The organism is Streptomyces sp. NPDC001513, from assembly GCF_042894695.1.
Taxonomy (GTDB): Bacteria; Actinomycetota; Actinomycetes; order Streptomycetales; family Streptomycetaceae; genus Streptomyces.
In genome coordinates this window covers 210,666-223,838 of sequence record NZ_JBIAVU010000006.1, presented here as the reverse complement: position 1 = coordinate 223,838, position 13,173 = coordinate 210,666, and the positions used below count along the sequence as shown (strand labels likewise).

12 protein-coding genes are annotated in these 13,173 nt (G+C 71.8%); 7 read left to right on the top strand and 5 right to left on the bottom strand.

The window, feature by feature from the left end; all coding sequences use genetic code 11:
- The first annotated feature begins 79 nt into the window (after positions 1-79).
- Positions 80-1,024: an EamA family transporter RarD gene (gene rarD / locus ACFYZ4_RS15635; protein WP_351290632.1), complete on the top strand. Its 945-nt coding sequence runs from the start codon at positions 80-82 to the stop codon at positions 1,022-1,024.
- Between the two features lie 224 nt (positions 1,025-1,248).
- A complete protein-coding gene (locus tag ACFYZ4_RS15630) occupies positions 1,249-2,565 on the top strand; it encodes a M28 family metallopeptidase (RefSeq protein WP_351290634.1) in 1,317 nt (438 codons plus the stop codon).
- A gap of 102 nt (positions 2,566-2,667) precedes the next feature.
- On the opposite strand, the gene ACFYZ4_RS15625 is transcribed toward ACFYZ4_RS15630, so the two are convergent.
- The 4 genes from ACFYZ4_RS15625 to ACFYZ4_RS15610 form a co-directional block, all read right to left on the bottom strand.
- Positions 2,668-3,084, bottom strand: a complete 417-nt coding sequence (locus tag ACFYZ4_RS15625) for a hypothetical protein (protein WP_351290636.1) — start codon at positions 3,082-3,084, stop codon at positions 2,668-2,670.
- The gene (locus ACFYZ4_RS15620) at positions 3,081-3,284 is read right to left on the bottom strand and encodes a hypothetical protein (RefSeq protein WP_234323499.1); all 204 of its coding nucleotides are present in this window, start codon (positions 3,282-3,284) and stop codon (positions 3,081-3,083) included. Before ACFYZ4_RS15620 ends, ACFYZ4_RS15625 begins: the two co-directional genes overlap by 4 nt.
- Positions 3,285-3,400: 116 nt before the next feature.
- Complete coding sequence (locus ACFYZ4_RS15615) at positions 3,401-4,615, bottom strand: sigma-E factor regulatory protein RseB domain-containing protein (RefSeq protein WP_351290638.1); 1,215 nt, start codon at positions 4,613-4,615, stop codon at positions 3,401-3,403.
- A gap of 243 nt (positions 4,616-4,858) precedes the next feature.
- The gene (locus tag ACFYZ4_RS15610; RefSeq protein ID WP_390784134.1) at positions 4,859-5,869 is read right to left on the bottom strand and encodes a polyprenyl synthetase family protein; all 1,011 of its coding nucleotides are present in this window, start codon (positions 5,867-5,869) and stop codon (positions 4,859-4,861) included.
- 190 nt (positions 5,870-6,059) lie between these two features.
- On the opposite strand from ACFYZ4_RS15610, the gene ACFYZ4_RS15605 reads away from it, so the two are divergent.
- On the top strand, positions 6,060-7,577 hold the full coding sequence (locus ACFYZ4_RS15605) for a peptide MFS transporter (RefSeq protein ID WP_390784133.1): 1,518 nt from the start codon (positions 6,060-6,062) through the stop codon (positions 7,575-7,577).
- A gap of 42 nt (positions 7,578-7,619) precedes the next feature.
- Positions 7,620-9,626, top strand: coding sequence for a CocE/NonD family hydrolase (locus ACFYZ4_RS15600; RefSeq protein ID WP_351290644.1), 2,007 nt, complete (start codon positions 7,620-7,622; stop codon positions 9,624-9,626).
- A 173-nt stretch (positions 9,627-9,799) separates the two neighbouring features.
- On the opposite strand, the gene ACFYZ4_RS15595 is transcribed toward ACFYZ4_RS15600, so the two are convergent.
- Positions 9,800-10,618 carry an HAD family hydrolase gene (locus ACFYZ4_RS15595; RefSeq protein ID WP_351290646.1) on the bottom strand — a complete coding sequence of 273 codons (819 nt, stop codon included), beginning with the start codon at positions 10,616-10,618 and terminating at the stop codon, positions 9,800-9,802.
- A gap of 141 nt (positions 10,619-10,759) precedes the next feature.
- Here ACFYZ4_RS15595 and fahA point away from each other — a divergent pair, with 141 nt between their 5' ends.
- The 3 genes from fahA (at position 10,760) to ACFYZ4_RS15580 (ending at position 13,165) form a co-directional block, all read left to right on the top strand.
- A complete protein-coding gene (gene fahA, locus ACFYZ4_RS15590) occupies positions 10,760-11,983 on the top strand; it encodes a fumarylacetoacetase (protein WP_351588442.1) in 1,224 nt (407 codons plus the stop codon).
- 139 nt (positions 11,984-12,122) lie between these two features.
- Positions 12,123-12,893, top strand: a complete 771-nt coding sequence (locus tag ACFYZ4_RS15585; protein ID WP_351290650.1) for a GntR family transcriptional regulator — start codon at positions 12,123-12,125, stop codon at positions 12,891-12,893.
- Positions 12,894-12,937: 44 nt separating this feature from the next.
- Positions 12,938-13,165 (top strand): ferredoxin family protein, encoded by a 228-nt coding sequence (locus tag ACFYZ4_RS15580; protein WP_030710222.1) that lies wholly within the window; start codon positions 12,938-12,940, stop codon positions 13,163-13,165.
- The last annotated feature ends 8 nt before the right edge of the window (positions 13,166-13,173 follow it).

The following is a 13,173-nucleotide window of genomic DNA, read 5'->3' as shown; positions in this document are numbered from 1 at the left end:
CTCGCGATTACGGGCATGACATCCGGGCCGTGCGGCGCTACGGTCGTGAAGTTGGCTGGAAGTCGTACAGGAGGCCCCCGTGAAGGCGGAGAACGAGCAGCGCACGGGTTTGCTCTACGGATTCGGCGCATACGGGATGTGGGGGCTGGTCCCCCTCTTCTGGCCACTCCTGATGCCCGCGGGAGCCGTCGAGATCCTCGCCCACCGCATGACGTGGTCCCTGGCCGTGGTCGGGCTGGCACTGCTCGCGGTGCGCCGCTGGGGCTGGATACGGGAGCTGCTGCGCCAGCCGCGCAAGCTCGCCCTGACCGCGCTGGCCGCATCGGTGATCAGCGTGAACTGGGGCCTGTACATCTGGTCGGTCAACAACGGCCACGTCGTCGAATCGAGCCTCGGCTACTTCATCAACCCGCTGGTCAGCATCGCGATGGGCGTGCTCGTCCTGGGCGAGCGGCTGCGCCGCGTGCAGTGGGTGGCGGTCGGCCTCAGCTTCGTCGCCGTCCTCGTGCTCGCCATCGGCTACGGGCGTCCGCCGTGGATCTCGCTGGTCCTGGCCTGCTCCTTCGCGACGTACGGGCTGATCAAGAAGAAGCTCAACATGGGCGGGCTGGAGTCGCTGGCCGCCGAGACGGCCCTGCTGTTCCTGCCGGCCCTGGGCTACCTGCTGTGGCTGACCGCGCAGGGCCGGTCCACCTTCGCCGCGCAGGGCGTCGGCCACGGGCTCCTGCTGGCCGCGACCGGACTGGTCACCGCGATCCCGCTGGTGCTCTTCGGGGCGGCCGCCATCCGCGTCCCGCTGTCCACCCTCGGGCTGCTCCAGTACATGGCCCCCGTCTTCCAGTTCGGGCTGGGCGTCCTGTACTTCCACGAGGCCATGCCGCCCGAGCGCTGGGCCGGCTTCTCCCTGGTGTGGGCCGCGCTCGCGCTCCTGACCTGGGACGCGCTGCGCACGGCACGGCGCTCCCGGGCGGCCCTCGCGGCAGCCCCCGCCGTCGTGGCAGCGCCGGCCCGCGAGCCCGCGTAACAGGCCGCCGGCGGGTACGCACCGGCAAACGCTCCACCCTCACGATCCCCGGCACGGACCACCCGTACCGGGGATCGTCCGTTTTCCGAACTGCCCTGACCGAATTGTGGTCTTGACGGACAGTCACACTCTCGCTGAACATCAGGCTCGCACTGACGCACTAACGCTCACCTGCTCTATCCCGCTCGTTCCGTCAAATCCCCGCGGAATCCCGGAGCCCCCACATGAGCCTGTCCGTCTCCCGGCGCCTTGCTGCCGTGACCGCTTTCGCGGTCGCGGGCCTGATCGCCTCCACCGCACCCGCCGCCCTCGCCGCCCCCACGGCGGTCACCGCGGCGCCGACCCCGCCCGACATACCGCTGGCCAACGTCAAGGCCCACCTGTCGCAGCTCTCCACGATCGCCGCGAACAACGGCGGCAACCGCGCCCACGGCAGGGCCGGCTACAAGGCCTCGATCGACTACGTGAAGGGCAAGCTCGACGCGGCCGGCTTCACGACCACCCTGCAGACCTTCACCTCCAGCGGCGCCACCGGCTACAACCTGATCGCCGACTGGCCGGGCGGCGACCCCAACTCGGTGCTGATGTCCGGCTCGCACCTGGACTCGGTGACCTCGGGCGCCGGCATCAACGACAACGGCTCCGGCAGCGCCGCCGTCCTGGAGGCCGCGCTCGCCGTCTCCCGTGCGGGCCTGCAGCCGACGAAGCACCTGCGCTTCGGCTGGTGGGGCGCGGAGGAGCTGGGCCTGATCGGCTCGAAGTACTACGTCAACAACCTGCCGGCCGCCGAGAAGGCGAAGCTCTCCGGCTACCTGAACTTCGACATGATCGGCTCGCCGAACCCGGGCTACTTCGTCTACGACGACGACCCGACCATCGAGCAGACCTTCAAGAACTACTACGCGGGCCTCGGCATCCCGACCGAGATCGAGACCGAGGGCGACGGCCGCTCCGACCACGCGCCGTTCAAGAACGCGGGCATCCCGGTCGGCGGCCTGTTCTCCGGCGCCGACTACACCAAGACGGCGGCCCAGGCGCAGAAGTGGGGCGGCACCTCCGGTCAGGCGTTCGACCGCTGCTACCACTCGTCCTGCGACAGCCTGTCGAACATCAACGACACGGCCCTGGACCGCAACGCCGACGCCATCGCGTACGCGATCTGGAACCTCGGGGCGGGCACCCCGGTCCCGCCGGGCCAGTCCTTCGAGAGCACGACGGACGTGAACATCCCCGACTCCCCCGCCGCCGCGGTCAACTCGCCGATCACGGTCTCGGGCGTCGCGGGCAATGCCCCGGCCACCACCAAGGTGGACGTGAACATCGTCCACACGTACCGCGGTGACCTGGTCGTCGACCTGGTCGCCCCGGACGGCACGGTCTACAACCTGCACAACCGCACCGGCGGCAGCGCCGACAACCTCGTGCAGTCGTACACCGTCAACGCCTCCAGCGAGGTCGCGAACGGGGTCTGGAACCTCCGGGTCAAGGACGCGGCCGCGCAGGACGTCGGCTACGTCAACAGCTGGAAGATCACCTTCTAGGCGCACCGCCGGCCCCGCCGCACACGCGCCGGGCCCCGCTCCAAGAGCCTCGGCACGATCCGACCCGATCGTGCCGGGGCTCGTCGCCGTCCCGGACCGGGCCTACGTCTCCTCGGCGCGGCCCCGCAGCGAGGCGGGCAGCGGTTCCTGGATCCGGGCGCGCAGTTCCTCGGCGACGGCCGCGATGTCCGCGCGCCCCAGCTTCGCCGCCTCCACGAGGTCGCCGAGCTCCTCCGGCGAGGGCAGCTGCCGGGCTCCGGCCACGCGCAGGTACGAGCGGGTCGCGGCGGCCGCGTAGAACTCGTTCATCGGGGATTCCAGCGCCGGGCACACCGCGAGGGTGTGCAAAAACGCCGCGGCCCGCCACGCGGTGTCCGGGGCGGGCTGTTCGGGCACGAGGACGAGGTCGTTCTGGTGCCGGGCGACCGCGGCGGCCACCCCGGAGGGGTCCCACACCGCGGGGTCGGACGGGAGATGGTGGGCCAGAGCGGTCCAGGCCCACTCCATGGTGATCTTCAATGGCCGAACCGCTCCTGGAAGTAGCTCCAGTGGTCGGCGAACTCCTCTATGCCGGACAGGAACTTCTTCCGGTCCTCGTCGAGTTCGCGTTCCGTGACCTCGGTGATCAGCGCGGTGACCGTCGTCCCCAGCGCCGCCGCGCGCGCCTTCAGGCGTTCGTGGAACTCTTCGTCCAGGCGGATGGTGACGTGTCTCGACATGTCCAACACCGTACAGCGGCCGCGCTGTACGGACAGCAGGAATGCCGCAAGGGTGGGCAGGGACACAGTCCCGGCCCACCCTCGCGGCGTTCTCGTGCGCGGTGCCGCCCGAGTGACTACTTGTTGGCGTCGGCCGTCTTCACCAGCGCGTCCTTGGTGACCGCGCCGACGTAGACCTTGCCGTCGTCCGTGACCAGGGCGTTGACCAGGCGGGTCGACAGGACCCGGCCCTCGCCGAACTTCCCGGTGACCTTGTCCCCGAGGGAGTCGAGGAACTGCTTGGCCTCCTTCGGGGCGTTCTTGTCGTTCTCCAGGTCCTTCAGGCCCTTGCCGGAGCCCGAGTCGATCCGCGCGACGGTCGCCCAGCCCTCGCCGAGCACCTTCACGTCGCCCTGGCCGTTCGGACCGCCCAGCAGGCCGTCCAGGCCCGGGAAGGACTCCAGCGCCTTGAACCCCTCGCCCTTGTCGCCCTTGCCCGCCTCGTCCACGCCCTCGGTCAGCTTGGCGCCCTTGGGCGGGGTGAAGGCGAAGGTGTCGGCCGCCGGCTTGGCGAAGTCCACCTTGGTGAAGCCGGCGTCCACGATCGGCTTGCCGCCCTGGGAGGAGAGCAGCTGCACGCGCAGCGGCACACCGGTCTTGGCGTCCACCGCGATCTGGACCGAGCCGACGGTGGAGCCGCTCTGCTTGGGCTTGAGCACCAGCTGGTAGGCGTCCCGGCCGGCCACCTGCGCGGTGTCGCCCACGCTGACGTCGGTGGTCGGGCCGGCGGCCTTCAGGAGCTCCTCGGCGATCTTCTGGGGGGAGGTGCCCAGCCGGTCGGCCGTCTTGTGGTCCTTGCCCGCGTCCTTGCCGGCGTCCTTGCCCGACTGCGGGTTCTTCTCGTGGAAGACCTCGTTCGACTTGGAGTCGTAGCCCCACACGTCGTCGCCGTTGTGGATGAGGCTGTACTCGTCCTTGCCGTCCAGGAACGTGAGCTTCTGGCGGTCCGGGCCGTCGGCCGCGACGCGGAAGGTGTGCGTGCCGCTGGCCAGTTGCGCGACCTTGTCCTCCGGGTTGGCGGAGCCGCCGGCGACCCCACCGCCGCCGAGCAGCCCGGTCGCGATCTTCGGGAGGCCCAGGTCGGTGCTGATCTTGGCCGTGCCCGACAGCTGCTGTACGTCGGAGGCGGCGACCTTCTCGATGAGCTGCTGCGCCGTCACCTTCGGCAGGTCGGGCCCGCCGGCGTTGGCGAAGGCCGGGACCATCGCCACGGTCGCCGCGGCCACACCCGCCACCGCCACCGGTACGGCGTACCGGGCGACCTTGCGAGAAGTCTTCGTGTTCGCTGCCATGTCAGTGCCCTGCCCTCTTGTGTCGACGGCGGCGACCGCCGTGTCGCCGCGCTCACCCGATCTGGTGGGGTTGATGACTCCATCTGACCAAATCACCGGCGGCGGGGCGTCAGTCCCCGGACGCAACTGCGCGTACGACCGTGGGATGACACGGGAAGGGCCCTCCTGCCCGGACCCGTAGGGGTCGCCGGGGCGGAAGGGCCCGTTCCGATCCTGCGGGGGTGCGGGACACCCCTCACGCGCCTAGCCGGCGCGGTGCACCACGGCGTCGCAGAGCTCTTCGAGCGCCGACTTCGCGAAGCACTCGGGCAGCGGGGCGAGCGTGGCCCGCGCCTCCCCCGCGTACCGGACGGTGTCGCGGCGGGCCTGTTCCAGGGCGGGGTGCGCGCGCAGCCGGGTCAGCACCTCGGCGTGGCGGGCGTCGTCGGTCAGGTCGCCGTCCAGGAGGCCTACGAGCTCCAGGTCCTCGGGGCGCCCGTCCCGCTCGGCCATCTCGCGCAGCCGCAGCACGGGCAGTGTGGGAATGCCCTCGCGCAGGTCGGTGCCCGGGGTCTTGCCGGACTCGTGCGCGTCGGAGGCGATGTCGAGGACGTCGTCGGCGAGCTGGAAGGCGGTGCCGAGCCGCTCGCCGTACTGGGTGAGGATGTCGACGACCGACTCGTCGGCGCCGGCCATGAGCGCGCCGAAGCGGCCGGAGACGGCGATCAGCGAGCCGGTCTTGCCGGCGATGACGTCGAGGTAGTGGGCGACGGGGTCGCGGCCGTCGCGCGGACCGGCCGTCTCCAGGATCTGCCCCGTCACCAGCCGCTCGAAGGCCTCGGCCTGGATGCGTACGGCCTCGGGGCCGAGGTCGGCCAGGATGTGCGAGGCGCGGGCGAAGAGGAAGTCACCGGTCAGTACGGCGACCGAGTTGCCCCAGCGGGCGTTGGCGCTCTCCACGCCGCGGCGCACGTCCGCCTCGTCCATGACGTCGTCGTGGTAGAGGGTCGCCAGGTGGGTGAGCTCGACCACCACGGCGGACGGAACGATTCCGGGCGCGTAGGGATCCCCGAAGCGGGACGCGAGCATCACCAGCAGCGGCCGGAACCGCTTGCCGCCGGCCCGGACCAGGTGCTGTGCGGCCTCGGTGATGAAGGGGACTTCGCTCTTGGTGGCCTCCAGCAGACCCGCCTCGACGGCGGCCAGTCCGGCCTGGACATCGGTCTCAAGAGCCTGGTCCCGCACGGTCAGTCCGAACGGCCCGACGACGGTCACGAGGGGTACTCCTGTCTGCTGACGATCACGCTGACGATCACATGGATTGTCAATGTGTCGCTGCCATCACTCAAGCCAGCGTATCGGGTCTGTTTTCGATCACCGAGAGCGCCTTCCCGGCCACCACCCGAGCACTGTCCGATGCACACCGGTATGTTCTGGAGGAGCCGAAACAACCGGAGCATACGTTTTGTCCAGAACTGCGACCGACAGGGGCGAGCCCGCGGATCCGGCGGACGACCAGCCGCCGCTCCGCGACGACCACGCTTTCCTCGGCCACCCGCGCGGCCTCGCCACGCTCTCCGGCCTGGAGGTGTGGGAGCGCTTCTCCTTCCTCGGCATGCAGGCGATCCTCGTCCTCTACTTCGCGGACGCGGTGGCGGACGGCGGCCTGGGCATGGCCCCCGGCACCGCGGCCTCCGTCTCGGCGGCGTACGGGACCATGGTCTACCTCGTCTCCGTCGCCGGCGGATGGCTCGCCGACCGCATCCTCGGTTCGTACCGGGCCGTCCTGTGGGGCGGCATCCTGATCGCGTGCGGCCACTACGCGATGGCCGTGCCGACCGCCGCCATGACCTGGGTCGGCCTCGGCCTGATCAGCGCGGGCACCGGCCTGCTCAAGCCGAACGTGGCCACCATGGTCGGCAAGCTGTACCGGACGGACGACGACCGGCGCGACGCCGGCTTCGCCCTCTACTACATGGCCATCAACATCGGCGCCTTCGCCGGACCGCTGATCACCGGCTGGCTCGGCGAGCACGAGGGCTGGCACTGGGGCTTCTCCGCCGCCGCCCTCGGCATGACCGCGGGCCTGGTCCAGTACGTGCACGGCCGCCGCCACCTGGCCGGACGCAAGCACTCCGCCGAGTACGCCCTGGCGCCCGCCGCGATGCGCAGGGCCGTGTGGCGGATCGTCGGCGGCTGCCTCGCCTTCGCCGCGCTCGCCACCCTTCTGGCGGCCGCCGGCCGGCTGACGATGGACCGCTTCGTGGACCTGCTCACCCTGGTCTCGGTGATCGCGCCCGTCGTCTACTTCGCGGTGATGTTCCGCAGCCCGCGGGTGACGAGCGAGGAGCGCGGGCGGCTGCGCCCGTACGTGGTCCTCTTCCTGGCCTCGGTCGCCTTCAACTTCATCCTCTTCCAGGCCTACTCGACGATGATGCTGCTGGCCTCGACCAACGCCCGCACCACGATCCTGGGATTCGAGTTCCCGGCGAGCTGGTACGCCTCCGCGCTCGGCGCCTTCGAGGTGGCCCTCGCCCCGGTCGTCGCCGCGCTGTGGGCCCGGATGGGCCACCGCCAGCCGCACGCCTCCAACAAGATCGCGATCGGGGTGATCCTGGGCGGCCTGTCCTTCCTGCTGATGGTGATCCCGACCTCGGGGCACGAGGGGGACGCCTACGAGATGGCCGCCTGGTGGATCATCGGCTCGTACCTGCTGCTCGGCCTCGGCGACGTCCTGCTGGAGACCTCGGGCATGTCGGCCACCTCGAAGCTCGCCCCGAGGGCCTATCGCAGCCAGACGATGGCGCTGTGGTTCCTCTCCCTCGCGCTCGCCAACGGCATCCAGGCCCAGGTGGTCAAGGTCTACGGCCAGGTGTCGAACCCCGTGTACTTCGGCCTCAACGGCGCCGTCGCGGTGGCGGTGGGCCTCGCCGTGATCGCGCTGGCCCCGTGGCTGCGGCGCACGATGCACCCCGTCCACTGAAGTCCGCTGAGGTCCGCTGAGGTTCATTGAGGTGGTTCACGCATGATCATCCGTACCGCTTTCCCGTACGAGACCACCCACGAGGATGTCCGGATCCCGATGGCCGACGGCGTGGAGCTGTACGCGCGCGTCTGGCGGCCGGTGACGGACGAGCCGGTTCCGGCACTGCTGGAGTACCTCCCGTACCGGCTCACCGACTGGACCGCGCCGCGCGACTGGCAGCGCCACCCGTGGTACGCGGGCCACGGCTACGCCTCGGTACGGGTGGACGTGCGCGGCCACGGCTGCAGCGGAGGCCGTCCCGGCGACGAGTACGACGCCCGGGAGCTGGCCGACGGGGTCGCGGTGGTGGAGTGGCTGGCGGCGCAGCCGTGGTGCACGGGCGCGGTGGGGATGTTCGGGATCTCCTGGGGCGGCTTCAACTCCCTCCAGATCGCCGCCCTCGCCCCCGAGGCGCTGAAGGCGGTCGTCACCGTCTGCTCGACGGACGACCGGTTCGACAACGACGTCCACTACATGGGCGGCTCGGTCCTGGCCGTCGACATGCACGCCTGGGCGGCGACCATGCTGGCCTTCGCCTCCCGGCCGCCGGACCCGCTGTTCGTCGGCGACGGCTGGCGGCAGCAGTGGCTGGACCGGCTGGAGGCGGTCGAACCGCTCATCCACACCTGGCTCTCGCACCAGACCCGCGACGCCTACTGGCGCCACGGCAGCGTCTGCGAGGACTACGGGGCGATCGGCGCGGCGGTGCTCGCGGTGGGCGGCTGGCACGACCCGTACCGGGACACCGTGCTGCGGCTGGTCGAACACCTGCCGTCCGGGCGGGTACGGGGTCTCATCGGGCCCTGGTCGCACCAGTACCCGGACCGCGGGCTGCCCCCGGGACCGGCGATCGGCTTCCTCCAGGAGACCCTGCGCTGGTGGGACCACTGGCTGCGGGGCACCGACAACGGGGTGATGGACGAGCCGCTGCTGCGCGCCTGGATCAGCGACTCGCACCCGCCGGCGACGGTGTACGAGGAGCTCCCGGGCCGCTGGGTCGGCGAGAAGGCCTGGCCGTCGGCGTCCGTGATCCCCGTCCCGTACGTGTTCCAGGGCGCGCCGGTGGACGTCGCCTCCCCGCAGCACACCGGGATGGACGCCGGCCGCTTCTTCCCCTTCGGCAACGACGCCGACCTGCCGCCGGACCAGCGGGAGGAGGACGCGAAGTCGGCCTGCTTCGAGTTCCCGGTGGGGGGCGGGGAGCCGGTGGAGATCCTGGGCCGGCCCTCGGTGACCCTGCGGCTGCGGCTCGACGTGCCGTACGGGCAGGTCGTGGCCCGGCTGTGCGACGTCGCCCCGGACGGGACCTCGACGCTGGTCACGCGGGGCGCGCTGAACCTGTCGGCCCGCCAGGGCCGGGACCGGGCCGTGCCGTGGCCGGTGGGCTCCTACGAGGACGTCACCTTCGAGCTGAACGGCATCGGCCACGCCTTCCCGCCCGGGCACCGGATCCGGCTCGCCGTGTCCTCCGCGTACTGGCCGTGGATCTGGCCGCGGGCCGGCTCGGAGGCCGGCTGGACCCTGGACCCGGCGGGCAGCGCGCTGACCCTGCCGGTGCGGGCGGCCTCGCCGGCCGGGGACGGGGGGATCGTCTTCGGGCCGCCGGAGCAGGCGCCGCCGCTGGGGGTCGCCTTCCCGGCCACGCTGGACGAACCGCGCCCGGAACGGCTGGTCGTACGGGACGTCGCGCGCGGGACGTGGCGGCTGGAGGTGGACCCGCGGTACGGGGGCACGCGGGTGTACCCGGACGGCCTGGAGTTCGGCGAGGACGCGGAGGAGGTGTACGAGATCCAGGACGCGGACGCGCTGTCCGCGCGGGCCCGGTCCCAGTGGCGGATCCGGCTCCACCGGCCCGAACTGGGCTGGGACGTGCGGGTGGAGACCCGGTCGGAGATCTCGTGCGACGAGGGCGGCTTCGTGACGTCGAACGAGGTGGTGTGCCGGGAGGGGGGCGAGGTGGTCTTCCACCGGACGTGGGAGCGCCGGCTGCCGCGCGCGGCGGGCTGAGCGGTCCAGGGGTGCTTCCGCCGCCTGCCCGGCGCGGCACCGCTGCTGGGGCTCCGCCCCAGACCCCGCTCCTCAAACGCCGGAGGGGCTGAATAGTGCCGGCCTCAGCCAAATCCAGCCCCTCCGGCGTTTGAGGAGCGGGGGTGCGGGGGCGGAGCCCCCGGAGACGGCGGTCAGCCGTAGAGGCGTTCCAGGACCACCGCGATGCCGTCCTCGTCGTTGGACAAGGTGATCTCGTCGGCCACCGCCACCAGCTCGGGGTGGGAGTTGGCCATGGCCACCCCGTGCGCGGCCCACGCGAACATCGGGACGTCGTTCGGCATGTCCCCGAAGGCGATCGTCCCGGCCGGGGAGGTCCCCAGGACTTCCGCCGCCCGCGCGAGCCCACTGGCCTTGTCGATGCCCGGCGGCTGGAGTTCCACCGTGTGCTCCCCCGCCATCGTGACGTTCACCAGGTCCCCGACCACCGCCCGCGCCACCCGCGTCAGCTCGTCGTCGTCCAGCTCCGGGTGCTGGAGCAGCACCTTGTTGATCGGGGCGGTCCACAGGTCCGACCGCCGCGGCACCGAGACCGTCGGCAGGTGCGGGTGCCACATCCGGTAGCCCGGCCCTATCAGCATCTCGGCGTCCAGTCCCTCCTGGTTGACCGCCGCGTAGACCTCGCCGATCTCCGCCTCGATCTTGCCGAGGGCGACCTCGGCGAGTTCACGGTCCATGGCGACGGAGTGCAGCAGGCGCCCGCGCGCCGCGTCGTACACCTGCGCGCCCTGCCCGCACACCGCAAGCCCCGTGTACCCGAGGTCGTCGAGGACGTGTCGGACCTGTGGGACCGGGCGGCCGGTGACGATGATGTGCCGGGCGCCGGCCGCGCGGGCCGTCGCGAGGGCCGTGTGAGAACGGGCCGAGACGGTGTCACCGGCGCGCAGCAGAGTCCCGTCCAGGTCGGTGGCGATCAAGGCATAAGGGAGGGCCGGAAGCGGCGCGGAAGTCACGGCGCCAAGGATACGGACCCCATTGGACAAGTCCTACAAATAGAGCGCGAATCCGGCCTCCCACGCGCCCCCTCAGCCACGTAACGTGTCAACCAGCTCCCGGGACACCCCCGGACCGCGTCGAAAGCGAGGCAGCACCCCATGCCCCAGCAGAGCCCCCTCGATCTCCCCGAGGGCGACCCGTTCGGGCCGCACAACCTCCCGTACGGCGTCTTCTCGACCTCCGCGGAGGACCGCCGCCGCATCGGTGTGCGGATCGGCGGGCACGTGCTCGACGCGGGGGCGGCCGCCGCCGCGCTCGGTTCCCCGTACGCCGGACTGCTCGGGCAGTCCTCCCTCAACCCGCTGCTGGCCGCCGGGCGCACCGCCTGGCGCGACGTGCGCCGCGCGCTCACCGCCTGGGTGACCGACCCCGGCCACCGCGCCACGGTCGAGCCGCACCTGCTGCCGCTCGACGAGGTCACGCTGCACCTGCCGTACGAGGTCGCCGACTACGTCGACTTCTACGCGAGCGAGCACCACGCCACCAACGTCGGGAGGATGTTCCGCCCGGACGGCGACGCGCTGACGCCCAACTGGAAGCACCTGCCCATCGGTTACCACGGCCGCTCCGGCACGATCGTGGTCTCCGGGACCGACGTCGTACGCCCCTCCGGGCAGCGCAAGGCGCCCACCGACCCGGCGCCCGTCTTCGGCCCGTCCGTCAAGCTCGACATCGAGGCGGAGGTCGGCTTCGTCGTCGGCGCCCCCTCCGAGCTGGGCCGCCCGGTGCCGCTGGCCGACTTCGAGGACCACGTCTTCGGGCTGTTCCTGCTCAACGACTGGTCCGCGCGCGACATCCAGGCCTGGGAGTACGTGCCGCTGGGCCCCTTCCTCGGCAAGTCCTTCGCCACCTCCGTCTCCGCCTGGGTGACCCCGCTGGAGGCCCTGGACGCGGCCCGTGTCGCCCCGCCGGCCCGGGACTTCCCGCTCCTGCCCTACCTGGACGACGCCGAGCTCGACCGCCCCGGCGGCTTCGACCTGCACATCACCGTCTCCATCAACGGGCAGGAGGTGGCCCGTCCGCCGTTCGCGTCGATGTACTGGACCGCCGCGCAGCAGCTCGCCCACATGACCGTCAACGGCGCCTCCCTGCGCACCGGCGACGTGTACGGCTCCGGCACCGTCAGCGGCCCCGAGACCGGCCAGCGCGGCTCGCTGCTGGAGCTGACCTGGAACGGCCGCGACGCGATCGAGCTCGCCGACGGCAAGCGCACCTTCCTGGAGGACGGGGACACCGTCACCCTCACCGCCTGGGCCCCGGGCCCCGACGGGACGCGCGTCGGCCTCGGCGAGGTCATCGGCCGCATCGTGGGACAGCGCTAGTCCATCCCTCGGTCGGCGGGGTGGCGGATCTTTCCGTCACCCCGCCGAAACCGCAGCTCAGAGCCTTGTGAATGCGTCATCAGGTGGCGCAACACTGCGGCAACACCACCGTTCCCGGGCCCCCGGTACGTTCCCTGCCATGCCAGCCGAACGCACCGCCACGCACACCGTCCCGGTCGCCGCCGCGCGCCGCCGGCGGCTGCGCGCGGACCAGGCGCGACAGCTCGCAGACCTGCTCCGCCACCAGATCCTGGCGGGCGGCTACCCCGGCGGGGTCCTCCCCCTGGAGAGCACCCTCGCCGCCGACTACGGCGCCGGCCGCAACACCGTCCGCCAGGCCCTCGACCTGCTGCGCGGCGAGCAGCTGGTGGAGCGCCGGCCGGGCGTCGGCACGGTCGTCGTCTGCGAGAAGTACCCGCACGGCCTGGACCGCCTGCAGGGCCTGGCCGAGACCCTGCACGAGCACGGCCGGGTCACCAACGAGGTCCGCAACGTCGGCCCCGTCCGCGCCCCCGCCCCCGTCGCCGGACGCCTCGGCCTGCCCGAGCACGCCGACGTGCTCTACATCGAACGGCTGCGGCGCCTGAACGGACTGCCGCTCTCCCTCGACCTCACCTACGTACCGATGGACATCGGCGCCGAACTGCTGGGCTGCGACCTGGAGAACACGGACGTCTTCCGGCTCCTGGAACAGCTGACCGGGCAGCCGCTCGGCCACGCCGAGATCACCCTTGAGGCCGTCAACGCCGACGCGCACTCCGCCGCCGTCCTGCAGGCCCCGCGCGGGGCCGCCGTACTCATGCTGGAACGGCTCACCCACCTGCGCGACGGCCGGCCCGTGGACCTGGAGTTCATCCGCTTCCGCGGCGACCGGATCACCATGAGCGGCCTGCTGCGCCGCTCCCTCTGAAACCCCTGCCCCACCCCTGCCCCACCCCTTCCCTGGAGACAGCCATGCCTCTGGTCCCCCAGCGCGGCGACGTGCCCGTGACCATCGACGAGTCCCTGTGCATCGACGGCTGCACCCTCTGCGTCGACATGTGTCCGCTCGACTCGCTCGCGATCCGCGAGGACAACGGCAAGGCCTACATGCACGTGGACGAGTGCTGGTACTGCGGCCCGTGCGCCGCCCGCTGTCCCACCGGCGCGGTCACCGTCAACATGCCCTATCTGCTCCGGTGAAAGGCCCC